Annotated in this window: 26 protein-coding genes, 1 tRNA gene and 4 pseudogenes; 14 read left to right on the top strand and 17 right to left on the bottom strand. The window is 41.5% G+C overall.

Annotation, left to right across the window (positions count from 1 at the left end):
• Positions 1-416 precede the first annotated feature (416 nt).
• From nuoH to nuoK, 4 genes are all read left to right on the top strand, one after another.
• A complete protein-coding gene (gene nuoH, locus IM322_RS10055; RefSeq protein ID WP_016514317.1) occupies positions 417-1,535 on the top strand; it encodes an NADH-quinone oxidoreductase subunit NuoH in 1,119 nt (372 codons plus the stop codon).
• Between the two features lie 42 nt (positions 1,536-1,577).
• Complete coding sequence (gene ndhI / locus IM322_RS10050) at positions 1,578-2,150, top strand: NAD(P)H-quinone oxidoreductase subunit I (RefSeq protein WP_002733194.1); 573 nt, start codon at positions 1,578-1,580, stop codon at positions 2,148-2,150.
• 140 nt (positions 2,151-2,290) lie between these two features.
• Positions 2,291-2,887: an NADH-quinone oxidoreductase subunit J gene (locus IM322_RS10045; protein WP_002762100.1), complete on the top strand. Its 597-nt coding sequence runs from the start codon at positions 2,291-2,293 to the stop codon at positions 2,885-2,887.
• Between the two features lie 25 nt (positions 2,888-2,912).
• On the top strand, positions 2,913-3,218 hold the full coding sequence (nuoK, locus tag IM322_RS10040) for an NADH-quinone oxidoreductase subunit NuoK (protein WP_197533180.1): 306 nt from the start codon (positions 2,913-2,915) through the stop codon (positions 3,216-3,218).
• A gap of 65 nt (positions 3,219-3,283) precedes the next feature.
• Here the strand turns inward: nuoK and lptC are convergent, their stop codons facing one another.
• Both lptC and IM322_RS10030 read right to left on the bottom strand, forming a co-directional pair.
• Positions 3,284-4,432 carry an LPS export ABC transporter periplasmic protein LptC gene (lptC, locus tag IM322_RS10035; RefSeq protein WP_287673803.1) on the bottom strand — a complete coding sequence of 383 codons (1,149 nt, stop codon included), beginning with the start codon at positions 4,430-4,432 and terminating at the stop codon, positions 3,284-3,286.
• Between the two features lie 74 nt (positions 4,433-4,506).
• A complete protein-coding gene (locus tag IM322_RS10030) occupies positions 4,507-5,697 on the bottom strand; it encodes an HhoA/HhoB/HtrA family serine endopeptidase (RefSeq protein WP_287673802.1) in 1,191 nt (396 codons plus the stop codon).
• A gap of 386 nt (positions 5,698-6,083) precedes the next feature.
• Here IM322_RS10030 and IM322_RS10025 point away from each other — a divergent pair, with 386 nt between their 5' ends.
• The 4 genes from IM322_RS10025 (at position 6,084) to IM322_RS10010 (ending at position 10,342) form a co-directional block, all read left to right on the top strand.
• Positions 6,084-6,992: an FkbM family methyltransferase gene (locus IM322_RS10025; RefSeq protein ID WP_287673801.1), complete on the top strand. Its 909-nt coding sequence runs from the start codon at positions 6,084-6,086 to the stop codon at positions 6,990-6,992.
• Positions 6,993-7,094: 102 nt separating this feature from the next.
• A complete protein-coding gene (locus IM322_RS10020; protein ID WP_287673800.1) occupies positions 7,095-8,432 on the top strand; it encodes a Mur ligase family protein in 1,338 nt (445 codons plus the stop codon).
• Between the two features lie 109 nt (positions 8,433-8,541).
• Entirely contained in the window at positions 8,542-9,345 is an 804-nt protein-coding gene (locus tag IM322_RS10015; RefSeq protein WP_286826179.1) for a type 1 glutamine amidotransferase, read from the top strand.
• A gap of 76 nt (positions 9,346-9,421) precedes the next feature.
• Positions 9,422-10,342: a hypothetical protein gene (locus IM322_RS10010; RefSeq protein WP_353737504.1), complete on the top strand. Its 921-nt coding sequence runs from the start codon at positions 9,422-9,424 to the stop codon at positions 10,340-10,342.
• Between the two features lie 30 nt (positions 10,343-10,372).
• On the opposite strand, the gene IM322_RS10005 is transcribed toward IM322_RS10010, so the two are convergent.
• Both IM322_RS10005 and IM322_RS10000 read right to left on the bottom strand, forming a co-directional pair.
• Positions 10,373-10,606 (bottom strand): cupin domain-containing protein, encoded by a 234-nt coding sequence (locus IM322_RS10005; RefSeq protein WP_287713186.1) that lies wholly within the window; start codon positions 10,604-10,606, stop codon positions 10,373-10,375.
• Positions 10,607-10,637: 31 nt separating this feature from the next.
• Positions 10,638-10,893: pseudogene (locus IM322_RS10000) on the bottom strand (zinc ribbon domain-containing protein); the annotation flags it as partial.
• 224 nt (positions 10,894-11,117) lie between these two features.
• On the opposite strand from IM322_RS10000, the gene IM322_RS09995 reads away from it, so the two are divergent.
• The 3 genes and pseudogenes from IM322_RS09995 to IM322_RS09985 form a co-directional block, all read left to right on the top strand.
• On the top strand, positions 11,118-11,375 hold the full coding sequence (locus IM322_RS09995; protein ID WP_287673797.1) for a hypothetical protein: 258 nt from the start codon (positions 11,118-11,120) through the stop codon (positions 11,373-11,375).
• 177 nt (positions 11,376-11,552) lie between these two features.
• Complete coding sequence (locus tag IM322_RS09990; RefSeq protein ID WP_287673796.1) at positions 11,553-11,882, top strand: hypothetical protein; 330 nt, start codon at positions 11,553-11,555, stop codon at positions 11,880-11,882.
• Positions 11,883-11,990: 108 nt separating this feature from the next.
• Positions 11,991-12,293: pseudogene (locus tag IM322_RS09985) on the top strand (PIN domain-containing protein); the annotation flags it as partial.
• A 65-nt stretch (positions 12,294-12,358) separates the two neighbouring features.
• On the opposite strand, the gene IM322_RS09980 reads toward IM322_RS09985, so the two are convergent.
• The 5 genes and pseudogenes from IM322_RS09980 to IM322_RS09960 form a co-directional block, all read right to left on the bottom strand.
• The gene (locus IM322_RS09980) at positions 12,359-12,784 is read right to left on the bottom strand and encodes a putative toxin-antitoxin system toxin component, PIN family (RefSeq protein WP_286826182.1); all 426 of its coding nucleotides are present in this window, start codon (positions 12,782-12,784) and stop codon (positions 12,359-12,361) included.
• A complete protein-coding gene (vap15, locus tag IM322_RS09975; RefSeq protein ID WP_287673794.1) occupies positions 12,762-12,998 on the bottom strand; it encodes a type II toxin-antitoxin system VapB15 family antitoxin in 237 nt (78 codons plus the stop codon). The genes IM322_RS09980 and vap15 overlap by 23 nt, the downstream gene beginning before the upstream one ends.
• Before the next feature lie 732 nt (positions 12,999-13,730).
• A pseudogene (locus IM322_RS09970) lies at positions 13,731-14,542 on the bottom strand (formylglycine-generating enzyme family protein); the annotation flags it as partial.
• A gap of 603 nt (positions 14,543-15,145) precedes the next feature.
• Positions 15,146-15,562 (bottom strand): annotated as a pseudogene (locus IM322_RS09965) (GUN4 domain-containing protein); the annotation flags it as partial.
• A 32-nt stretch (positions 15,563-15,594) separates the two neighbouring features.
• Entirely contained in the window at positions 15,595-16,044 is a 450-nt protein-coding gene (locus IM322_RS09960) for a serine/threonine protein kinase (protein ID WP_287673793.1), read from the bottom strand.
• A gap of 205 nt (positions 16,045-16,249) precedes the next feature.
• Between IM322_RS09960 and IM322_RS09955 the strand changes: the two genes are divergently transcribed.
• The gene (locus IM322_RS09955; protein ID WP_287673791.1) at positions 16,250-16,480 is read left to right on the top strand and encodes a hypothetical protein; all 231 of its coding nucleotides are present in this window, start codon (positions 16,250-16,252) and stop codon (positions 16,478-16,480) included.
• Positions 16,477-16,740, top strand: a complete 264-nt coding sequence (locus IM322_RS09950) for a ParE family toxin-like protein (RefSeq protein WP_286826189.1) — start codon at positions 16,477-16,479, stop codon at positions 16,738-16,740. Before IM322_RS09955 ends, IM322_RS09950 begins: the two co-directional genes overlap by 4 nt.
• A gap of 294 nt (positions 16,741-17,034) precedes the next feature.
• Here the strand turns inward: IM322_RS09950 and IM322_RS09945 are convergent, their stop codons facing one another.
• The 6 genes from IM322_RS09945 to IM322_RS09920 all read right to left on the bottom strand — a co-directional run bounded on the left by IM322_RS09945 (position 17,035) and on the right by IM322_RS09920 (position 21,065).
• Positions 17,035-17,439, bottom strand: a complete 405-nt coding sequence (locus IM322_RS09945) for a type II toxin-antitoxin system VapC family toxin (protein ID WP_287673789.1) — start codon at positions 17,437-17,439, stop codon at positions 17,035-17,037.
• Complete coding sequence (locus IM322_RS09940) at positions 17,429-17,689, bottom strand: hypothetical protein (protein WP_287673787.1); 261 nt, start codon at positions 17,687-17,689, stop codon at positions 17,429-17,431. Before IM322_RS09940 ends, IM322_RS09945 begins: the two co-directional genes overlap by 11 nt.
• Positions 17,690-17,907: 218 nt before the next feature.
• Positions 17,908-18,228, bottom strand: coding sequence for a hypothetical protein (locus IM322_RS09935; RefSeq protein ID WP_287673786.1), 321 nt, complete (start codon positions 18,226-18,228; stop codon positions 17,908-17,910).
• Positions 18,229-18,692: 464 nt separating this feature from the next.
• The gene (locus IM322_RS09930) at positions 18,693-20,117 is read right to left on the bottom strand and encodes an AAA-like domain-containing protein (RefSeq protein ID WP_287673785.1); all 1,425 of its coding nucleotides are present in this window, start codon (positions 20,115-20,117) and stop codon (positions 18,693-18,695) included.
• 371 nt (positions 20,118-20,488) lie between these two features.
• On the bottom strand, positions 20,489-20,836 hold the full coding sequence (locus IM322_RS09925; RefSeq protein WP_287673804.1) for a YkgJ family cysteine cluster protein: 348 nt from the start codon (positions 20,834-20,836) through the stop codon (positions 20,489-20,491).
• A gap of 157 nt (positions 20,837-20,993) precedes the next feature.
• A tRNA-Val gene (locus tag IM322_RS09920) sits at positions 20,994-21,065 on the bottom strand.
• 81 nt (positions 21,066-21,146) lie between these two features.
• On the opposite strand from IM322_RS09920, the gene IM322_RS09915 reads away from it, so the two are divergent.
• Entirely contained in the window at positions 21,147-21,683 is a 537-nt protein-coding gene (locus tag IM322_RS09915; RefSeq protein WP_046662393.1) for a metal-binding protein, read from the top strand.
• Between the two features lie 19 nt (positions 21,684-21,702).
• Here IM322_RS09915 and IM322_RS09910 read toward each other — a convergent pair whose 3' ends face one another.
• Positions 21,703-23,223, bottom strand: a complete 1,521-nt coding sequence (locus IM322_RS09910) for an ArnT family glycosyltransferase (RefSeq protein ID WP_287673783.1) — start codon at positions 23,221-23,223, stop codon at positions 21,703-21,705.
• Between the two features lie 79 nt (positions 23,224-23,302).
• Positions 23,303-24,115, bottom strand: a complete 813-nt coding sequence (gene proC / locus IM322_RS09905; protein ID WP_287673781.1) for a pyrroline-5-carboxylate reductase — start codon at positions 24,113-24,115, stop codon at positions 23,303-23,305.
• Positions 24,116-24,150: the final 35 nt, after the last annotated feature.

The following is a 24,150-nucleotide window of genomic DNA, read 5'->3' as shown; positions in this document are numbered from 1 at the left end:
CAGGTGGTCAATTACCTAATTTTCAGGGAAAAAGTCCCTGAATTTTCCCCCCAATCACTCCAAGGGTCGGCACTTTTTGAGGGAAAAAAAGTCTAAAAACCTTGTTGGATAAGGTTTTTAGATTTATTCAGCAAACCCTATCTACACTTTTTTCCTGTGAATAATTGGTCACTAGCCGAGGTTTTCGGCGCTAAGAAACAGATGAGAACATTGATAGATTCAGAGTCTAACTATTGACTAATAGCTATTCTCGGCGGGGGAATCAAGATTGCTTGACTCTCTTGGCTGCTAATGAGTTGAAGCCTTTGTCACTTTACTGATAACCCTCAGACCGACTAACTGTATACTAGGCTATAAGATTTGCTTAAAAATCTTCAGACCATGCCGAACTATCGACAGTACAGCGATCGCCAAATATGAATCAAGGCATAGATTTACAAGAAAGTTTCATTAAATCCCTAACAGACTTGGGATTAAGTGGAGGACTGGCTAAAGCGATTTGGATGCCTTTACCCATGTTCCTGATGATTATCGCCGCCACAGTGGGGGTTTTAGTCTGCGTCTGGTTAGAAAGGAAAATTTCCGCCGCCGTCCAACAGCGTATCGGACCGGAATACGCAGGACCCTTAGGCGTTTTACAACCGGTCGCCGACGGTCTGAAATTAGTCTTTAAAGAAGATGTCGTCCCCGCTAAGGCTGACCCTTGGTTATTCCTCTTTGGGCCAATTTTGGTGGTGATGCCGGTGTTTGTCTCCTATCTCATCGTCCCCTTCGGTCAAAATCTGGTGATTACCGACCTAAACGTGGGTATCTTTTTATGGATTTCCTTATCCAGTATTGCCCCCATTGGCTTATTAATGGCGGGTTATGCCTCGAATAATAAGTATTCCTTGCTGGGAGGCCTGCGGGCGGCGGCGCAATCGATTAGTTATGAAATTCCCTTGGCTTTATCGGTATTAGCGATCGTGATGATGTCTAATAGTCTCAGTACCATTGATATTGTCGAACAACAATCCGGTTATGGCATTTTAGGCTGGAATATCTGGCGCCAACCGGTGGGTTTTCTGATTTTCTGGATTGCCGCTTTAGCTGAGTGTGAACGTCTGCCTTTCGATTTACCGGAAGCGGAGGAGGAATTGGTCGCCGGTTATCAAACCGAATACGCGGGGATGAAATTCGCTCTTTTTTATGTGGGTTCCTACGTTAACCTCGTGCTATCGGCCCTAGTTTTCGCCGTCCTCTATCTTGGTGGTTGGGAATTTCCTATCCCCGTCAATGCTTTGGCCGGCTGGTTGGGAGTTAGTGAAACCAATCCTTGGCTACAAATTATCACCGCTTCCCTAGGGATTACGATGACAGTATTAAAAGCCTATTTTCTCATCTTCATCGCTATTCTCTTGCGTTGGACCGTACCCCGGGTTCGCATTGACCAATTACTCGATTTAGGCTGGAAATTCCTCCTACCGGTATCTTTAGTTAACCTACTACTTACCGCCGCCCTAAAACTAGCTTTTCCCTTTGCTTTTGGCGGTTAATTTCCGTTTTTGCCCTGTTAACCCACTATACCTCTGACCATCATGTTTAACATCCTCAAACAAGTCAGCGATTACGCCAAAGGTAGCATTCAAGCGGCGAAATACATCGGCGAAGGTTTATCCGTTACCTTTGATCATATGCGTCGTCGTCCGATTACCGTCCAATATCCCTACGAAAAGTTAATTCCCTCGGAACGTTATCGGGGTAGAATTCACTTTGAGTTCGATAAATGTATCGCTTGTGAAGTTTGTGTGCGAGTTTGTCCGATTAATTTACCAGTAGTAGATTGGACTTTTAACAAGGAAATTAAAAAGAAAGAACTCAAACACTACAGTATCGATTTTGGGGTCTGTATTTTCTGCGGTAATTGTGTGGAATACTGTCCGACTAATTGCCTATCGATGACCGAAGAATACGAACTAGCGACCTATGATCGTCATGAATTAAACTATGATAACGTCGCCCTAGGCCGTTTACCCTACAAAGTCACCCAAGACCCGATGGTGACACCTCTGAGGGAATTAGGTTATCTACCTAAAGGTGTCATCGAACCCCACGATTTACCCGCCGGTAGTCAACGCGCCGGTAAACGTCCAGAAGAAATTACTGATTAATTAGCAGTTAGGAGACTCCGAGATAGCTTTTTCTCCCCAATCCCCCCCGCAACGCGCACGCAGTGACCACTCCATCACCTAATCCCTGACTGATAACTAATAATTAATAACTCTCAAACATAAAAGGAGATGAAACTACTGTGAATTTAGCCGAGGGCGTTCAAATAGTATCTTTTGGCATTTTAGCGGCCCTGGTAATCGGGACTGCTTTAGGCGTGGTACTATTATCTAATATCGTTTATTCCGCCTTTTTATTGGGCGGTGTTTTTATCAGCATTTCGGGTTTATATCTCTTACTAAATGCTGACTTTGTAGCGGCGGCACAAATTCTAATTTATGTGGGCGCAATTAACGTTTTAATTCTCTTTGCCATTATGCTTGTTAACAAGCAAGAAGACTTTTCTGATATTCCTAAACGTTGGATTCGTCGGGCATCTACTGCTTTAGTTTGTGTGGGTTTATTTGTACTGTTATCGACCATGGTTTTAATCACGCCTTGGTCAATTTCTAGCACTTCTCCCGCAGTAGTGACTAATACTTTAGTAGAAATCGGTAAGCATTTCTTTAGTGATTTCCTGCTACCCTTTGAATTAGCTTCTGTGCTATTATTAATGGCCATGGTCGGAGCAATTATTTTAGCTCGTCGTGACCTTATCCCCACCCTGAAAGCTGAAGAACCTACGGCCACAGCTTTAACATTACCCGAACGACCCAGAGAATTAACCGCCCCTAAATAAGACCAAAGAAAGAGGTATCATGCAGATTCAGTTAGAGTATTATTTGTTATTAGCGGCGGCTTTGTTTTGTATCGGAATTTACGGTTTAGTCACCAGTCGCAATGCTGTCCGGGTTTTAATGTCGATCGAATTGATGCTCAATTCCGTTAACATTAACTTAATGGGTTTTTCCAACTATCTTGACCCCGCTAATATCAGAGGCCAAATCTTTACTATTTTCGTGATTACCGTAGCGGCAGCCGAGGCAGCCGTGGGTTTAGCGATTATCCTTACTATCTATCGTAACCGCGACACGATCGATATGGAACAGTTTAATCTGCTCAAATGGTAAGCTTTTAAATATTTACCCCCCCTCTCCCTTTTTTGGGGAGAGTTTTTTTTGGCTAATTTTCCCTGTTAACGGGGATAAATCTCGGTGACAACTCGATCGGGGGAACTACTACTAACAACAATGTTATTATCTTCTAAAGTGCCGATCGCTTTATCGCCAGTGAGATTAAATTTTGGTTCCTGTTGTTCATAGATAATATTCCCCTCGGCCTCGACAATTTTTTCCGACATTTTCCAAGTTAAGATCTGACTATACAATTGCGCTCCAGTTTTCTGATTAATCCCCTTAACCCCATCCTTGAGATAAGCGATACGATTGCCTAATTCCACCACCACACGATTACCGGTAATAGTGATTTGATCTTGATATTGAAAAATTTCCGTGGGGCGATCGGACGTTAGGGTACGATTTTGATAGTTCCAAATTGCCTGAGAACCAGAAATCTGTAAAGGTGGTTCTAAAGAGCGATATTCGAGGTTTTCTTGTAGGATAACCTGATTATTTTTTCTTTCCCAACGACCGCCGATAGCAGTAAGGCGATCGATAATAGTTTTATTAATATAGCGATCAAAAGCGACTTTTTGATCGGTACTAATGACCTGTTGAGGAATTTCCCAGTACAGGCGCTCGGTTTGCAGGACAACACGGGATTCCTTGGCGGTAGCCACCACTTGACCTTGTAATTCTAGTTTTTCTTGGCGCGTGTGGTAGAGTCCTTGGCGCGCCTTGGCTTCTAGTTGTAGATGACTACCTTTGATCCCTTTGGGGGAGATTAAAATACCTTCCTTGGGTAGCCAACGCAATTCAGGCGCGTTAATAATGGCCTTATTGCGGGGATCTACAGCCACAATATTATCTTTGAGGAGAATTTCCTGGCCTTCCTTGTAAACTTCACCGCGGTCAGCACTAACCTGTAAAACTACTTTCCCATCTTGATAGATATTACCCTTGATATTTTCCAGACGGGCAATTTTTTGGTCTTGGGTGTAGGTAGCTTTTTTGACTTGAATTTTCCAGAGGGGTTGTCCGGAGGGGTTAGCCTGTTCTAACGTGGCATTATTGAGAATTAAGCGGCCAGTTTCTTCAATTTTAGGCGATTCTGTCGGCGAAATTGTCGGCGGATCAGGCGGTTGACAGGCCGTTAATCCCAGCAAACCGATTAGGAGGGCAGCCCCGTGCCCAATTGATAGTTTTAAGTGTAACCGCTGCCTCAATTTCGATCGCTCCGCTGCTATTTTCTCTCCTCCCAGTGTAGGGTAAGGGGTCGCCCCTTGACCGAGCGGTATTGTTAATCGCTAGTTTTGCTGGGAAAAACCCCCGGTTGAACGGTGAGAGTTTGTTGTTTACCCCTGCGGTTAATCTCGATTTCCAGATTACCACCGATCGCACTGGTTTCTACACCTTGCTGCACATCGGCGGCGGTTTTAACGGGATTTCCTGCCACAGTTTCGATGATATCACCCGCTTGCATTCCGGCTTTTTGGGCGGGGGAATTTTCCACCACTCGCAGGACGATTACCCCTTCATTTTGGTCAATATTAAAGTTTAATTCTTTAGTTTCGTTCAATTGCTGCCGTAATTCTGGGGTTAGCGTCACCATGTGGATACCGATGTAGGGATGTTCCGCTTTACCCTTGCTAGATAGCTGTCCCGCCACTTTTTGGGCGGTTTCGATGGGAATAGCAAACCCTAAACCCTGAGCATCGGCCCGAATTGCCGTATTAATGCCGATAACTTCCCCCTTGGCGTTTAGCAACGGGCCGCCGGAATTGCCGGGGTTAATAGCGGCATCGGTTTGAATAAAACGGACTCGTTTATCGGGAACCCCGACTTCGCTGCTAGTCCGGCCCAAGGCACTAATAATGCCCACCGTAACCGTATTATCTAAGCCTAGGGGATTGCCAATAGCGATCGCCCACTCCCCGGGGATTAAAGTTTCGGCCTTGCCAAAAGTCACCTTCGGTAAATTTTCCGCCTCGATTTTCACCAGGGCCACATCGGTCATATTGTCAACCCCCAGGACTTTACCCTGATAGGTTTGACCGTTTTTCAAAGTCACTTTTACTTGGGTTGTCCCTTCCACCACATGGGCATTAGTTAAAAGTAGCCCATCTGTACTGATTATAAACCCAGAACCGGTTCCCCGTTCCAAATGCTCCCTGGGAATCGGCACTTCATTACCAAAAAAGCGCCGAAAAAAGGGCTGTTTAAATTCTTCGGGAATTTGGTCGGCCACTTCCCGGGCCGAGTCAATCCGCACCACCGCCGGCCCGACTTTCTGCACGGCCTGGGCGATAAAATTAACATTGCCGTCGTTTTGGGGAATAACAGGGAGAGAGAGGGAAGCGGGGAGGATTGCCGGCGGTTTATTTACCTCTAGGGGTGCTTTTCTGCTTAAATACTGATTTCCTAGCACCCCCACAGTACCGCCTAGGGCGAGTAATCCCAGTGAAATCCCCAATCTTGTCAATAAACCCATAAGCTCTAGCCCTAAAATGTCGTGTGCGGTAGAATCGGCGCAAAACTTACCTATAATTATAGGCTGTCTTTTTCAAAGACGAACCCCTGGGGCAGATAAAGGCTTTTTGTATTTGATGGCAGTGGCAATCACTTTGATTAAGCGTTTCTCATAAAGGTGAAGTGTAACGTATATTTGGCATCGTCTCCACTCTCCAGTCTGCTGACTCCCCAAAAAGAAAATTTCGTACTCTACTATTAAGATAACTGCTGTAAGAATACTTCCCTGTAGTCAAGTGGCTAAAACTTAACTCAGATGCTACATTTTCTGGAAATCTATTGGCTTTAAATATTGACAAAATTCTCGAAGCGTAATATGATGTTTTCAAATATTTCAAGGCTGAGTTTATGAATGATAATTTAAAGCTGGTTAATACACCTGAAGGTAAATTTTATTGTCTCGACCCGAAGACATCTAATTTATTGGAAAATCTGCGAGATTTGGCGAGTGCCTATCCTGGAATCGACGATAAAATGATTCATCCGGGGGATGTTTGCTTTGATATTGGTGCCAATATTGGCACTTTTTCAACTTTGGCAGCCCGTTTATCATCCCCTGAAGGCCGAGTATTTGCCTTTGAGCCTTGTTCAGAAACTCATGAAATTCTCTTGGAAAACCTGCGATTGAATAATGTTTCACATTTAGTACAAGTACAAACTGATGTTATTAGTGATACTCAAAAAAAATTTTCTATAAAAAAAGCCCCCAAAAACATGGGAGCTACACGCTTTATTGAATCATCAGAGGTGGAGGGAGAACTATTTACTTCCACAACCTTAGATTTTTGGATAGAAAATAATTTGCATCTGAAACAATGTGATTTTATTAAAATAGATGTGGAAGGAATGGAGATTAAAGTTCTTCAGGGAGCTAGGAAGACCTTAAAAAAGTATCACCCCATGTTATATATTGAAGTTTGTTTGCCCCATTACGAAAAATATGGATTTAAAATTGAGCAATTGCAAGAATTTTTAGCGGAATTTGGTTACCATTTCTTTCGTTATTTCGCTCCTGCGCCTTTTCTCACTAGCGATCTACGTCGCCTCCATTCTCTTAACCAAGGTTCTTATTTTTATAATTTAATCGCCATTCACCCTAGCAGTCCTCGCTATCCTCAAAAATACAATTCTACACAAGAAGCTTTCCTGTTTATGATTCAGGAAAAATCAACAATTAATTATAGTGAATTACGCAGAAAATTTCCGATCAGAACTACAATTAAAAAACTTGTTAGGGGAGAAAAAAAGCCAGAATAAACTGAGATTTACCCCAACTGCGAGACTAATTAGGGAACTTACCCTGTTAACCCGTCTTCTTTTAGCGGTAAAATCACGAAACAGCTTTGAGAATCTCAGTTCATGCAATTGTTTGATCGCATCCGTTTAGGGATAGCCGTAGCGGTGGCTAAAACCGTTACTGCTCTGGTTAAAGGACTCCGTTTAGGGGCTGCCAGCGTCTTGCCAGGGGAAATTGCCCGTCGTCTCCATCCCCGTTTGTTACCGCTACTCTGTGGGCAAGTCCGACGGGGGGTAATCCTGGTGGTTGGCACGAATGGAAAAACTACCACTTCCCTACTGCTAAGAACTATTCTAGAGCGTCAGGGGGCAAAAGTCACCCATAATACCACCGGGGCGAATTTAATTAATGGTTTAATCACTGCTTTATTAGCCGATGCCAATTTATTCGGCACTTTAAAGGCTGATTATGCCATTTTAGAAGTGGATGAAAATATTCTCCCTTTGGTTTTAAAAGATTGTCGTCCTCGCGCTATTTTAGCTCTAAATTTGTTTCGCGATCAACTCGATCGCTATGGGGAAGTAGATACAATTAGTCGCCGTTGGCAAGGAGCCATATCTCCCCTACCCACCAATACTTTAGTGATTCTCAATGCTGATGATCCGACCCTTTCCCATTTGGGTCAACAACTGCCCCAACGAGTTGTATATTTTGGCTTAAGTGAGCCAGAATTATATCTAGAAGAAATTCCCCACGCTGTCGATTCTATTTACTGTCCTAAATGTGGTGCTTCTTTGGATTATCGCGGGGTTTATCTCTCCCATTTAGGGGATTTTAGTTGTCCTAGTTGCGGCTTTAAAAAGAGTAATCCTGCTTTTCATAGTCAGGATTGGCCGCAGATTTTAATCGGTGTTTATAATAAATATAATACTTTAGCGGCGGGTTTAGTAGCCCAGGAATTAGGGATTAAAGATCGAGAAATTTTTGAGACAGTTCAGGGTTTTAAAGCGGCTTTTGGTCGAGCGGAAGAATTAGAAATTGAGGGTAAAAAAGTTAGAATTTTACTGTCTAAAAATCCCGTGGGTATGAATGAAACAATTCGCGCAGTGGCTGATATTTTACAGAAAGAAAAGTCTTCTACTACTCTCTTGGTTCTCAATGATCGCATCCCCGACGGTACGGATGTTTCTTGGATTTGGGATGTGGATACGGAAAAATTAACCCGTTTGGGAACAACTTTAGTAGTGACAGGCGATCGACTTTATGACATGGCTTTACGCTTACAATATAGTCAGGATAGTCTCAGTTATCCAGTTAATTTAATTGTTGAATCCGAGCTAAAAAAAGCGATCCAAATTGCGATTAATAACACCAAAAATGAGGAAACTTTACATATTTTACCTACCTATTCTGCTATGTTAGAAGTACGAGAGATTCTCACGGGACGAAAGATTTTGTAGAAGTTAGAAAAGAGTGAAGATTGGTGTTAGGTGTTGGGGTGTTAGTTGAATTTCCCCCATCCCCTATCCCCCATCCCCTATCCCCCATTCCCTAATCCCCTAAAAAATTATGCAAGAACTAGAACTAAAAATCGGCTGGTTATATCCGACATTAATGAGTACCTACGGCGATCGAGGTAATGTTATTACTATCCAAAGAAGATGTCAATGGCGTGATATTGCTGTGACAATTATTCCCCTAGATGCTCAAACAGAAGCCGAGACATTTTATCAAGTAGATATAATTGTTGGGGGTGGGGCGCAGGATCGGCAGCAGGAGATCGTTATGCGCGATTTACAAGGGGCAAAAGCAGCGGCGATGAAAGAACAATTATCGGCAGGAATACCGGGAGTTTTTACCTGTGGTTCCCCACAATTATTAGGACATTATTACGAACCAGCTTTCGGTCAAAGAATCGAAGGATTAGGATTATTAGACCTAGTAAGTAAACATCCCGGACCGGATGCAAAACGCTGTATCGGTAACGTAGTTTTTGAAATTACTGCCTCCCCCTTAGCGGAGGAAATTAAAGCTATGACCGGGGAAAAACCGCTAGTAATTGGCTTTGAAAATCACGGGGGTCGTACCTATTTACAGACCGTTTCTCCCTTAGGAAAGGTGATTACCGGTTACGGAAATAACGGAGAGGACGGTTATGAAGGAGCATTTTACCACAATGCGATCGCCACCTATGCTCACGGTCCCCTACTACCCAAAAATCCCTTTTTAGCCGATTGGTTAATCACAAAAGCTTTAGAACAAAAGTATCAAAAAGCCATTTTTTTAGCAAAACTTGATGATTCTCTGGCCCTGAAAGCAAGATTTGCCATGTTTGAACGACTAGAACTAACCGGCGTGACCAATAAAGCCTAAACTGGTCATATACACTTATGGCAGGAGATAGTCAAACTAGCCATTAAGAATTTTAATTGTGGCAGCTTATGAAATTATGACTGGAAAAATTATCGATCGTCAAACGGCGGGGTTTCTCGTCCTCATCATTCCCCTAGCGGTGCTAATCATCCTTGTTTTTACCGCTTGGCCATTGCTCCTACTTGTCTTCTTCTTAACTCTTGCAGTCAAGGTGTGGCAAGACTATCGCTGGTCAAAATTATCGACGGTGATTAACCCCTATTTCAATCAACTTTTACAGGACAATCAAGGTTGTCTCACCCCGATTGACCTATCGGCAAAAGCCAATCTCACGGCCAAATTAGCCAGACAATTTTTAGACAAAAAAGCTGAGGAATTTGGGGCGCAAAAAAAAGCTGTAGGCGATAAGGGTATGGCCTATTACTTTATCACCGCCAGTACCTTGGGTAGTATTTTTGATGAGAGTGACCCCTCTTTAGAAGAAATAGGGGAAAAACAAATTCCTGCGATTACTGCCTCGAGATTCCCTCGGACCAATTTAGAGCAATCGCAGGAGGCTAAATCCCCCCTGATTGTCGCCGAGAAGAGCGAAAATTCTGTCCCGGAGGTTCCTGTTATTTCCTCCTCCCAACCTCTGACTAATTTAGGTAAATTATTTGAGGAAAAAGAGGAAGAAAATACCGCAGCGATCACTGTTCAAGAAACGGTAATTCAAGAACCGGAGGAGATAATTAATCCTAGTTTGAACAGTCCTGACAGTTCTTTATCCCAATCAGAATCAGAAGTTAGGGAAGAATCTCTAACCACTGTATCTGAAACCATCTCGTCGATGAGTTTGGCGGATTTGGCTAAACGTTTAGGAGTTACCCCAGCCGTTTTGGGTAGAAACAAAAAAAATAAATCGGAAGCAGAATTTGCCGATTGGAGTCGCATCAGAGATCCCGATGGTATTGCTTGGAAATTTGACGCAAAAAACTCCTTATTTGTGGTCAGCTGATAGGGAATTTGGTTTGTTTTTTAGACAGGCTCAATGCCTGTCTTTTTTGGCTCTACGTCCGACTCCTGTTTCATCTACAAAATTGCCTTCAAGCACCAAAATATCTTCACCACCAGGATGTCCATGCAGCGGGAAAAAACCACCGGGATAGAATCGAGTCAGCATTGTCAATGGATGATCCTGGATTTCATGGTCAGACTCGAAACAGCCAAACCAAATTCCAGTAAAGTTTGTCTGAAACCAAGTTAATCGTGTGGGAAGCACAGATGTGCGACTTATTGACATACTCCCACCGTCAAGCTACGCTGTGACGGGGGATTCTTGACCCATCGCTGTTAGAAATTCCTTGTTCAACGAGACGGCTTAGATTCTCAATGTCTCCACTGAAAATCTTTCTTGCCGGACTCTCCCAAGGCGTTTGGGTCGGTTTCTGTTTCCCCAACAGTACCGTTGAGATGATTTCCCAAATATTGCAACCCTTTTTTAAGAATATTTATTGCTGCATTATGATCCCTATCTAAGATTGTTTTACAATTGGGGCATTGATGAGTAAGTGCAATCGCCTATCTTGTAGGGTGCGTTAGTGATAGCGTAACGCACCAATTTTCTTAAGATAATGCGTTACGGCGCGATAATAATTTAATTATTAACAAATTTCCTTTAAATACGCGCAAACACGCACCCTACAAGCTGATTTAAGAGAAGTAGAATCCTTTATTTAGTCAATAGTTAACATATAATTGAGTTAAGACATTCTCATTCAACGATTTTCCCTATGGCACAAGCTCAGGAACCGGACGATAAAAATTATGAAGTGGAGCGTCAATTGAGCAGTCTTAATCAGCGACTGGAGCGTCTGGAAGATACCCAAGTGACAGGAAGAGAGCTAAACCGGAGTTTTGATCGAGTCTATGAGGAAATTGATCATCTTGAAGATAAAGTTGATCGGCTTCAATCGAATTTTGAAGAGTTTCGTGATGAGATTAACCAAAAATTAGATACGATTTTACAACATATTACAGGCATCAATTAAATGGTGATTACCAGATTGACAAAGATTGCTGCGGGGGGTATTGGTTGAGAGATGAAGATTAACGATGGTATCACTCCCTAGTAGTGACAGTATCGATGCGAGTGCCGATTTAGCAGTGCGAGAGAAAATTGTTATAATAACTAAAAAACTCACTACACCAGTCTTAAGGAGGAAAAGATGTCTCAACTCTCTATTCAATCAGATCTGGTCGAGGATAAAATTCAGGCTAGGCTCGTTCATTGCGTCGCCTCAATTATTGATTATTTTATCAAGAATGAGAGCTTATTAGAAGATTTAAATAGAGAGGAAATGGTTGAGTATTTAATGAAGTTACTAAGCCAAAATTTTTCTTCTTCAGAATTAGAAATGATGTCCGATGAAAATCTAAATCAGAAAATTAGGCAAGTTTTGGGAGTACAAGCAATGGCGGGAATGCTGAAGGATTTAACTTCGGAACAAATGGCAGAGTTTGACGCAGTGATCGCAAGTTTTAGACAAAAATATTAAATAGTCGTGGGTTATCTACTCGATACTAACATTGTCACAGCTATTCTCAAAGACAACTAAGTAGTTGTTGAGAAATTAAGTGAAGTAAGACTACAAGGAAATGATGTTTTTATAAGCTGTATTACCTATTTAGAAACTGAGGCTGGGTTATTAGCAGTTAAAGCAACGAATAAGTTAGCAAGATTTCAGGATTTGTGCCGCACTGATTTAAGAGTATTGTTATTAGATACAATGGAAATTGTCCATGAAGCTGCAGCAATTTCTGCTGATTTAAGGCGCAAAGGAACCCCAATACAAATGGCTGATATTCTCATTGCATCAACAGCTATTAGCCATAATCTCATCCTCATTTCTGATGACTCAGATATGCTGAGAGTTCAGAGATTAACCGTAGAAAATTGGCTGCGATGATGTAGGGAGATAAGCTGTTCATCATTGTAATCAAACCAATCTTATCCTAGGTTGGGTTTCGTTCCTCAACCCAATCTACAGATTACTAAAAATTGTTGATAAGTAACAATTTTAGTTATTCCAAATTGTTGCAAAATCAATAAATCTTGATCGCCTGTAATTAAAAAATCAGCTTGACTATCTTTGGCTAAGGCTAAAAGGTAGTTATCTTTAGCGTCTCTACAGATATTAATTTTTGATTTAGTCTCAATACATAACCCAATTATGCTTAAAAGTTCAAGTAATTCTTGAACTTTACTTTTTGGAAAATGCTTTTGTAATTTTGGTCTTTTGGTAACAAGGTTAATTTCATTAAGTAGCTGTGGAGAAAAAATCGGCACAAGAGTTTTTTCAATCAGTAGATATTTTAAACTGGCTAACTGTTTACCAATAAGAAAGCTAATCCAAAGGTTAGTATCAATAATAACTTTAATCGGTGGCTTGTTGTCCATAAATTTTAGCCCTAACTTCCTCCACTTCTTCGGTAATTGTCTCTAGGGAAAGCTCATCAGTTTTAAAGGTTTCTAAAAGTTGGGTTAATTTTTGATTTAAAGTTTCTTTTTCGAGTTCTTTACTGAGTTGTATTTTGTCACTTTCTGGGAGTTGTTTAACCAAATCTAAAATCTGGTTAAAGTTTAAGGTTAGTTGGTAAGTTTTTTGGTTCATTTTCTCAAATTATTGTTTATTGATAAAGCGAGGTATTAGGTATCAAGTTCCTGAAAAGCTGATGTTTACATGAGCAAAACCCCTAAAATTAGACTTGACAAAAAACCTGAGATCGTTATATTCTACAGGTTAAAAGCTTTGAGAGAAGGATAACCAACCCCCACGCCCCACGCACCAATTATATCATTCATTCTACCTGAATATCAAACAGGAACTAGAAGCCTGTTACTAGGGAGAGATTGCTACGGGGGGATATTGATTGAGAGATCAAGGTTAACTCTGGTATCATACCATATAAAGCTTTTGTCGGGTGCGTTAGTAATAGCGTAACGCACCAATTTTCTTAAGATGGTGCGTTACGGCGCGATCATAGTTTAATTATGGCTCTTCGTTACTTGGTATGGTTCGATAGGGGGGCATAAATCGACTAAATCCTTATCTGGCAAGAGATTTAATCCATTAGTTCGCTCTAGATCAAAAATAATTGACAAAAATCGCCAAATATCTTTCTATATAAGGGTTTCATCTCTTATAATCCTGTCCGTTGCATAAGACAAACCGAAGAGCCTTAATTATTAACAAATTTCCTTTAAATACGCGCAAACACGCACCCTACAAACCACAGATTACTACCTCAATTTTTTCAAAAAAATCGACCCGCCGCTAGGCGGGAAAAAGAGAAAAATTGAAAAAAGTAAAAAAGGGTAAAAAAGGGTAAAAAGAGAATAAGGGTTACAGAGTCCTCCCAGCACCGCACACCACCCGAAAACCGAGGAAGAAGCTGAAGTAGTCGCGGCGGTTGTAGTTGAAGCGGAAAGCGGAACGGCAGTAACTTGGATTGTCGTACCAAGAACCGCCCCGCAGTATTTGATAATCATTATCATTTGTCAGCCAAGCACTGCCATCCTTTGGCGCTCCGATATAGTTATCGTGCCAATTGTCCTCGCACCACTCCCAAACATTGCCACTCATGTCATACAGTCCCCAAGCATTAGGCCTTTTCTGGCCCACAGGATGAGTTTTATCCTGAGAATTTCCGTTATGCCAAGCGTAATCTCCTAACTGATTGGCATCATCACCGAAATAATAGCGAGTGGTTGTCCCCGCACGACAGGCATATTCCCATTCCGCTTCCGTCGGTAGGCGATAGGTTTTTCCTGTTATTTGACTCAATTTTTGGCAAAAGGCTTGAGCATCATTCCAACTAACCTTTTCTACCGGATTTTGGGGATTGTTTTGAAACAGAGAGGGATTGTTTCCCATTACCGCTTCATATTGTGCCTGAGTCACCGGATATTTCCCGATCGCAAAACTGTTTATTTTAACTGGGTGTTGAGGCTTTTCATAACTTGTAAGCTAAACGGCGCTTAACCTGCATGATCCAATAGCTATAACCCTTTTGGAGTCTATATCGGTGATCCGAAGTAAAAGCCGTTTAGCTTAGCATCGCGATCACTATCAGGAGAGCCCATGATAAATTGACCTGCTGGTAAGCCTACCATCTCCAGTGTTATTCCCTTGGATATTTTTTCGGTGAAGTTTGTCAGTGGAGTTGGCGCTACTTTAGGTAGGGGTGTAGATGTCACCGGAGCGTTACTTTTCCCTAAGTTACAATCCTTTGCGCGAGAGGAGAGAGCCCCCAGGAAGCCACCATTGAGACCGAACCGGAGCAGAAACATCTCAAGAAACGATAACTGCAAAGCCAGCGGGAATAAATGCGGCTCCAGACTGGTACCTATCTGCCTAGCAATAACCACAGCAACCACAACCATCAGTGAGTAAATACAATACATCGAATATAGCAAACTGAAACCGATCTCATCCTTAAGAGAACGCAAAAAGTCCCAGTTGACAAAAAGTTTAATACGCCGAATAAGCCGAATAAAACAATTAGGCTTATGCCAATTAACATCTGACGCTACCAAGATAACCACAAATACCCAACAAGTAAAAATACCAACCACATACCAAAACGCAAACCAAAACACAAACCAAAAAAAAGCCCACCCAAAAAGAAAAACCCACAACGGCCACAACGTTAATCCCACACTGATCGAGAAAATCGAGCAAAACAAACCCCAAAAAACCAAAATTGCCACGATACCAATCGGCGGAACAACGAAACGATAAAATAAAAATGGGAAGTGAGCTTTGGGGGCTGCATTATTAAACGTTAGGTTCCTGTAAGACAACCATTTTCCTCTTTTTCTCCAGCCGACGAGATCGCCGAAATTTTTCCAGACTTCTTGATGGAAATTTTCGAACAATCCCCCATTATCCCCTCTCGTGCCACCGAGACTCTCATAGATTTCTTTCTGGACGCTGAAGCCAAACTTACCCTGACTGTAGTGTAGCCAGAGTTGGTCAATAGTTTGCAAATCTTCACAGGGGAAATTGTCAATATCCTCTGTCTTTAGCCATCCACGTTTGCTTTCCCTGCTGACAACCTGAAGCATGACTTTACGTGTTTCTTTGTCTGCTTCTTTCCAGTTTCCCGCTGCTAGGAGTTGCTGTAATCGAGAATAGTTAACACCCCTAGCACTTTTAAGCACAATATTAGTCATTGTTTTTACTCCTTTAAGTAGTTGGGTTGACGTTAAAAAAGTTGGTTGTGTTGGGTTTCGTGCCTCAACCCAACTACAGGATATTGAAGTAGGGTTTCTCCTTCAATAAACTCTTGCACTAAATAGAAAGAGTTTCCTTCCGAGAAGTAGTCATAAACAGGGGGAATTTGTTCGTGTTTTAATTCGTCTAATTTTTCTGCTTCTCTTTGAAATAACTCCTGAGACTTCTCCAGAGCCGCTCCCTGCATTTGAGCGATAAATTTTTTAATCACGCAGGGTTTTCGATTAAAATTCAAGTCTTCGGCTTGATAAGTTCTACCGAATGCGCCTTCCCCTAAAACCCCGACAATGAGATAACGGCTATGAAAAGAATATGATTGGGTATTTTGGCTTAAATTTCCGCCACATCCTTGACAATAGCGATAATGAGTCGGATTTTGAGGATGGGAACATTCGGGATTGAGACAGTAGAGGATACTCATAAATCATCTGGAGGAACTTGATTAAGTACCTAAAAAAAATTGATGATATCATTAAGAGAAAATGAGAGGAAAGAGTGTAGGCTCCCTGAGTCGGTTACAAATCTGGTCAAAAAACCAAAATTAACAATCCACGCACCGATTATATCATTTTTGGTTTGCGGTGGACGTTGTAGAATAGAGAAAACCTACTGCGCTGATAGATGCCATGCCCTCTCCTGCTATTACCACGATCATCAAGATGGTTGAGTCTCTGCCTGATGAGCTTCAAGAGCAGTTAGTAGAGTACGTTCGAGCTTATATTGCAGAAATTGAAGAAGAAAAACGATGGGATCAGTCTTTTAAACAGACGAAGAATAATCTAGTCGTAGCAGCTCGAAAAGCCAAAGAAGAGATTGCGGCAGGATTGTCCGCACCGATGGATTATGAGCAGCTATGAATTCCGCAACATTGCCTTCATTTTGGCAGAAGTATCGCAACTTGAAGCCAGCAGTCAAAGCCGGAGCCAGGAAAGCATATCGGTTATGGGTGGAGAATCCGTTTCATCCATCGTTACATTTTAAGTGTATTGACAGCGACGAAGATATTTGGTCAGTGCGTGTAACGAAGAGTCATCGAGCTTTGGGAGTGCTGTCAGGGGATACAGTGACCTGGTTTTGGATTGGCGATCATGATGAGTACGAAAAGTTTTATTCCTAAAACACAGGAACTAGAAGCCTGTTCCACGGGAAAGATTGCTGCGGGGGGGTATTGATTGAGAGATGAAGGTTAACGCTATCACCTCTTTAAAATGCGATTACCAACGGATTTACTATAACTTTTTGCTTAATGGTATTTAGCGAATATAATTTGAATTATCAATCATGAATTGCTGGCATTGCTTGTTAGATTTAAGTAAGGAAATAGCGGTTTTAAAAATCTTGAGGATTAAGAATAAAAATACCATACATAGATTTGTCCAAAGTTCTTCTCTAACTTCTTTAACGATTTGGCTTATATTGAAATAATCTGAATTTCCGTGACTCGGTGCATTGGTTTAGTTGGCTTTTCGGTGGTGATTAGTTCATCAGCTTCAATTTGGAATGCGGCAGCAACATGAAGTGCATCCATCGCCGCTAAACCGTAAGTGCCAGCAATTTCATGAGCATCCTCGATAATTTTTTCTAAGTCAGTTGCCCAGTAGGTAACAGCAAGAAAAAATGTTTTGTAAAATTCTCTTTCTTCTTGTTGCTTGTTAAAAGTTGCTTTAGGTAATACTTCTAACTGAACAAATCGACTTGAGGCAAACTCCCGATTTTCATCGTTTAGAATTTGATAGGCTTTGATACTGGCTGATTGGATGCCTTGGAAAGCAGTAATGAGTACGCCAGAGTCTATGTAGGCTTTCTTATGACTCACTGCATCCGCCTCGACGTGCAGCAAGTTCTTTTTCTATTTCGTTTTCATTGAGCAGTTGCAATCCAGCCGCAATCGCCCGCTGTCGGATTTCCCATAACTTTTTGCTTAATGGTGTTTGGGGAATAAAATTAGATTGTGGTGCTGTTGTTTCTGACTTAGATTTCAGTGTTTCAACAAATTGTAAAACTTTTTGTTGCTTTTCCGGTGTCAATTCTCGCCATTGTTCAAGTAGTTCTTCTTCTTTACCCATAAATACCTCGCTCTTGAATTATGAATTGTTTGGTTTTGAGCGATGCTCATTAAGAAAAACCACTCCAGACACAGAAGATACAGAGATTGTAGGTTGAGTGTTTGCGGTTTCCAATTCGGTCAAAAAAATAAAATTAACAATCCACGCACCAATTATATCATTGATTCTACCTGAATATCAAACACAGGAACCGGAAGCCTGTTCCACGGCAGTGGGAGCTAGGGGTTGCTAACAGGGGGAACGGTGATGACAAAGCGGATGACAGTTCCGATAACTGCTGTTGCCAAGATGGTAATTAATGCCCAAATTTCGGCCTTCTGGGAGCCTTTAATTTCTTTTAGATCACCTTGTAAGGTGTTGACTTCTCCCTGTAATACCTTGAGGTCTCCCTTGACTTCGGCCTCGAATCTGACTTGAACAATCTTGATGTCTGTGACATCTTTCTGGAGCGCGTCTAGCTTCTGATTGGTATCTTTAAGATTCTGATTAATCTGGTCTAGGATTTTTCCTAAATCGGTTTCGATGGTGGGGCCGCTCATGGGTTAGACTCCTAATCAATCGGTGCGCTCACTAATGATTGGGCTCTTCTGGTTTCTGTGTGGAAACGAGGTCTATACTGATACTTTCTTCCGCAAAATAGCCCTAAAAGTCTTGCCCGATAAGCATTTCACGATTCCATAAGCAAAAATTATCACACAAAGTCGAGAAGAGCCATGATTGTAGATGGTAGAGTGCGTGTTTGCGGTTAGTAATTCGGTCAAAAAAATAAAATTAACAATCCACGCCCCAGGTACTAATATCACTAATTGTCCCTGAATATCAAACAGGAACTAGAAGCCTGTTCCACTGTAACTTTAAAAACCCACTTCCCACTCTCCTATACTTTTAAACAGTATTTAGTATCACTCCCTCATAATGACATCGTTGATTTTTGTTGAGGATGTTTATGGTGATAATTTTAGCACTCGTAGGCTTTGTTAGCCGAGCGCCTAAGGACTATAAACTACATGGCATAGCAACTTTTTTCGGAAGTATCAAAGTGAGCAAGCGGAATTTTTTGGGCGATGATAGAAGTTTTTTGCGGCAAAAAAACAGAACGTTGCCGGAAATATTCACCAAAATATTGACGGTAGAGAGGACAACTCACTCGGCAAAATTTACCTTGTCGGTGAATCAGTCCGAGACTTTCTAGGTGAAAAGCTGCCATTAAATCAATTTCTATGTCTTTTTCTGCCATCACCACCTTAGCAAAGATAGCCGCTAAATTGCCTTTTAAGTATTGTAGATGCGAAAGTAACCGTTTAAGATGGTCTGCAAAAATATTACTTTCCTGCTCGATCGAAGTAGCTAAAATGGTTTCTAGGGTACAATTACCCCGAGCAATATGATAGCAAGCAAGACGAATTAAATAGGGATTACCCCCTAGAAATATCCGTAATTTTTCGTAGTCAAAATTCTGATCTAATCCCTGTCTTTGACTTAATTCTCGTACTTGTGCGCTGGTAAAATTAGGCAATTCGATCGGTAGGCCAAGACTAAAAGGAGATTGATAGATATCTGAGGTTTTACCAAGCTCGTGTGCAGGGGAATAGGCAACAATTAAACGTAATTTTTGCCAGAGGGGTTTGTTTTTGCCTTCCTCGTGCCAGAGGTGCAGAATACTAAAAAATTCTTCCCTTAGCTGTGGATAGGATAAAAGATATTCAAGATCATCAAAGGCAATCACTAAAGGGCGATCGAGATGGGAGAGAATATGCTTTTCTAGATAGATTTTACAGTTAATTTTACCCCCCAAGAATTCATCCCAATTCTGTGGGAGATGATTGTCTAAATCTAACTGGCGACTAATACTAACACAAAGCCAACGCAGCCAGTGATTTAAATCTTGAAAAATTGAGCTTTCTGCTAACCGAAAACTGAAATAAAGCGTATGGTATTGCTGTTGTTGTGCATAATTAATAATTCTAGTCATCAGGGAAGTTTTTCCCATTTTTCTGGCCGCGTTAATCCGGATAAGACTACCCCCGCGCAATATCTCTTGATAACAAGTCTGTTCTAGATTGTTTCTGTTGATATAAAAGGGGGAATCGAGGGGTACTTGTCCCTCTGGTAACTCAGGCAATAGTTGAGGATTAATAGTATCAGTTTCTGGCAAGCTAGGACGATAATAATCGCTATTTTCTAGAGTTAAATTAAAAGCTTGAAAACAATGTTTCAGGGTTTGTTTATCCACTCCCGATTCACAAGCAAATACCTTCATCAGAGTATCTACCCCTAAAAGAGTTTTCTCGCTGAGGACTTCTAGGGTGAAACGATGACCGCGATTATCCCGATATTCCGCTTCTTGTTTGGCAGTAAGTAATTTTTCTAGTCCTGTGGGGGTAAGGACAACCCCGCGTCTGCGGCGCTGTTTTTCTGGTTTTTCCATGATAGTTTTTCCCTGTCCTGAACTCAAACTCTGCACCTCTACTAGAGGTTTTGAGTTTCCTATAGACTTCTCCTCAACAGGGAAACAATCAATTCCGTAATTTTACTGGTTTTGGTGGTTCTTCGTTACTTAGTATGGTTCGATAGGGTGGCATAAATGGACTAAATCCTTATCTGGCAAGAGATTTGATTGATTAGTTCGCTCTAGATCGAAAACAATTAACAAAAATCGCCAAATGTCTTTCTCTATAAGAGTTTCATTGCTTATAACCCTGTACGTTGCATAAGACAAACCGAAGAACCGTTTTGGTTTAGCCATCGAGAAGGTAGGAAAAATAACCAGACCACTTATTTCTGGGATAGGGATAAATCTTAGCCTACTTGCTGACGATAGATATTCATTTCTAGGCTATCTTCCCCATAAAGATCCTCAATGTGTTGATGACAGCAATCGATCGCAAATTGCTCAAATTCTCTCGGTTCAATTTGATACATTTTGGCAAAAATATCCGGTTGAACACGACAAAATTCCGGTCTCTGGTCATAAATGGTACAGAGACGGGTTTGGCGATCGAAGTATATACACCAACCTTCTTCCCCCACCATGCTGAGATATTGACTTAATTGTGCGGGAGTCAGATATTCTTCTAAGTCAGGACGCTCATCGGGATTTAGTTGACAACAAGCTCCACAATTTTTAATACATTTCCAATTGGCCATATAACCGGTGTGCCGCAATCAATTAATCCTCGGACCTACTGACTAGCTTACTAGCAATTAGTCCCAATTTTGCCTTCCCGCAGCAATTCCCCTCAATAGTTTTAATCTAAACCGGCGATCGGGAGTGAAAGCTTGACGAGGTCAGGATTGAGAAAAATGGGCGTTGTAAGGGTCGAACTTACGGCATCCTGCTTGTAAGGCAGGCGCTCTACCACTGAGCTAAACGCCCGAATCATTTTTGCACTTTCTCAGCATAACATATATTTTTAAAAAAGTATATTATTTTTTTGAGCGAGTTGATTTTTTTCCGATGCCCTCTGGTCGAACTCACGATCGCATTACCCTAATTCTGCTGCCACCGATTGCGGGGGCGAGTTTTTTGGTCAGTGGCAGTGGTAACTTAACTCTGTTACTCTTGGCCAGTTATTTGTTTAGCGGATTTCTGTTTGGACCAGATCTTGACATCCACTCAGTACAATACAAACGTTGGGGTTATCTACGCTGGTTGTGGCTACCCTACCGTTCCATGATCCGTCATCGCGGTTGGTTATCCCACGGTTTATTGATCGGCACAGTCTTTCGGTTATTTTATCTTGGTAGTTTTCTTTTACTAGCGGCGATCATCATCATCCCGATCCTGCAAAGTTTCTGGGGTATAGACTGGGATTGGCGACTGTGGCCGCAGCAAGCGATCGCATTATGGCAACAGTATCCCCGGGTAGCGATCGCTATTTTCCTGGGTTTAGAATTAGGGGCGATGAGTCATAGTTGTAGTGATTGGATCGGATCGGCCTACAAACGTTCTCGAAAAGTGGCTCAAAAACCGGTAAAAAAGAAAAAACGTTAATAGTCCCCGTCCACAATTTCTAATTAGCCTTACTTTTATATTCTTGCCAAGTTTTCGGACTGATAAAGAGAGTTCCTTTTTCTTGCTTGTCGGGAAACTGGATATAATTTTTCTCTAAATAATCCTTGAGTTTTGGTGATTGCAGAAATTCCTTTTCAAATCGATAGAGAAAAACCAAATCGGGCTGTCTTTTTTCGATAACTTCTAGGATAAAATCCCCATCAAGATTCTGATTGATAAATCTCTTTCTGGTGATGACAGCAGTTTCTGGGGGTGTTTTCAAGAAATATTGATATATGTAGTGAGGATTATCGGTTAACAGAAGTTTATCGGAGTTTTTAAATTTTTCAAACACAGCTTCTGCTAAAAGAGGTTTATACCTTTTGTTAAATTGAACGTAGGCATTAATTGAGGGATCACGATTGGTGATTATTCTTAAGGTATTAAAGATAAATTGACCAGACAGGGAGAGAAAAATCAGCATTTTAAGTATTAATACTCTGGTTATTTTGCGATTTTGCTGAAATTCCCCGAGGCTATCAGTAATTTTTAACTGTTCGACAAATAAGGCAATTATCCAAACGGCAGGAATAATTAAATGGATATAATAATAAGGCCAAATTGGGGCGACTGTGGCAAATCTAAATAGATTAGAACCTAACCAAACCAAGGGCGGTAAAAGTGGTATTATGTTGCGAGTAAAAACCATCGCTATAATAGCGATCACTGTCATGATTAGATAAATTGGTTCCTGTTGTAGGGCGCTTTGTAAGAGAGTCAATAAGGTGAGATTTTCTTCACCGAAACTAGAGGCAACACTGACATGAGATTTAATGATATTTGCGTAGGAAAAAGGAAAAATAGTCAGGGAACCCAAGACAAAGACTAAAACGACAGCGACTGACCAAATAACAATATCAATGATTCTTTTAATAAAACTATTCTGTTGATTAAGAAAAATAATTAAAGCTACAGTTGGGATAATAGTAATGCCTGAAAGTTTAATTTGCAGGGAAAAAACGAAAGCAATAGCACTAAGTAAATACAGCCCATACTTAAGCTTACCCGTGAATTGAAGGGCTTTAAAGATAATAAAAATACTTAAAATTGTAAAAAAAAGTGAGGGTAATTCCCGCAACATTGTCGTTGACAGGGTAATATAAACTAGACAGGTTGAGAGAATGAATACCGATAAACAAGAGGCTAATATTCCGCAATTAACTCTCAGAATTAGATAAAAAATTCCTAACATAATTGTGGACAAAGAAAGCACCATAATGCGCGCCGCATGGATAGTAAATCCTGTCACGCTTAACCAACCATTTAGTAAAAGAGATAAACCCGATAAATGATCGTGCCAAACTTGTTCGTAGAGACGATAACCTTGTTTAGTGACGTAGGCAAGTACCAGGGCCACCGCTTCATCAAAATTAAGGATATAGGGATAATGAAGCGGGACTTTCCAGAAAACAATCCCTAGAAAAAAAACTGCAATGGCAATTAATGCCATTAAATCAAAACGATAAGATTTCTTATTCATACACTTTTTCTGGACAAGAATTGCTGCGTATCTTATCACAGATCGAGACATCAATTATGGGTAAAAAAAGATACAAAGATTACTTTTCAGAACTACGCCCTAAATCTTTAGATCTATGATAGGCCGCCACTACTGCCTCGATAATAGTCGATCGAAAAGAGCCTTTTTCTAATTGTCTCACCCCAGCAATCGTGGTTCCCCCGGGGCTAGTGACGCGATCCTTTAATTCTCCCGGATGTATGGCCGATTCTTTTAATAGGGTTGCCGTCCCTAAAACTGTTTCTAGGGCCAATTGAGACGCGATCGCTCGCGGTAATCCGGCCGCCACACCACCATCGCTTAAAGCTTCCACCATCAAGGCCACAAATGCCGGGCCCGATCCCGATAATCCCGTTACCGCGTCCATCAAAGCTTCGGGAACTTCCACCACCGAACCGACGGCCGCAAAAATATCTCTGGCTACGGCCAGATGTTCCGGTTCCGCATGACGACCGGATGCGATCGCTGTAACCCCTTGTCCCACCGTGGCCGGGGTATTGGGCATCGTCCGGATCACGGGGCGATCGGGAAAGCCCATTTCTAAGCGATTGAGGGTAACTCCTGCTAAAATCGAGATAATCAAGGGTTTTTCGGGTATTCCCAGCAAACTATTCACTACTGGCTCTAAAATTTGCGGTTTTATCGCTAAGATTAACACCTCAGTTGCTCTAGCGGCTTCCCGGTTATCCTCACTGACTTGTACTCCGTAGGTATTAACCCAAAAGTTGCGCCGTTGGGATTGGGGTTCACTGACTAACACCGTTTCGGGACTATAAATATTTTTTTTTAATAAACGGCTGAGAATGGCCTCGGCCATGACTCCACCACCAATAATTCCTAAACGAATAGACACAGTATTATTTAAAGTAAAAAGTAAAAAGAAAAAAA

The organism is Microcystis sp. M109S1 (assembly GCF_020247025.1).
Lineage (GTDB): Bacteria > Cyanobacteriota > Cyanobacteriia > Cyanobacteriales > Microcystaceae > Microcystis.
This window is presented reverse-complemented; position numbering and strand designations above follow the sequence as displayed.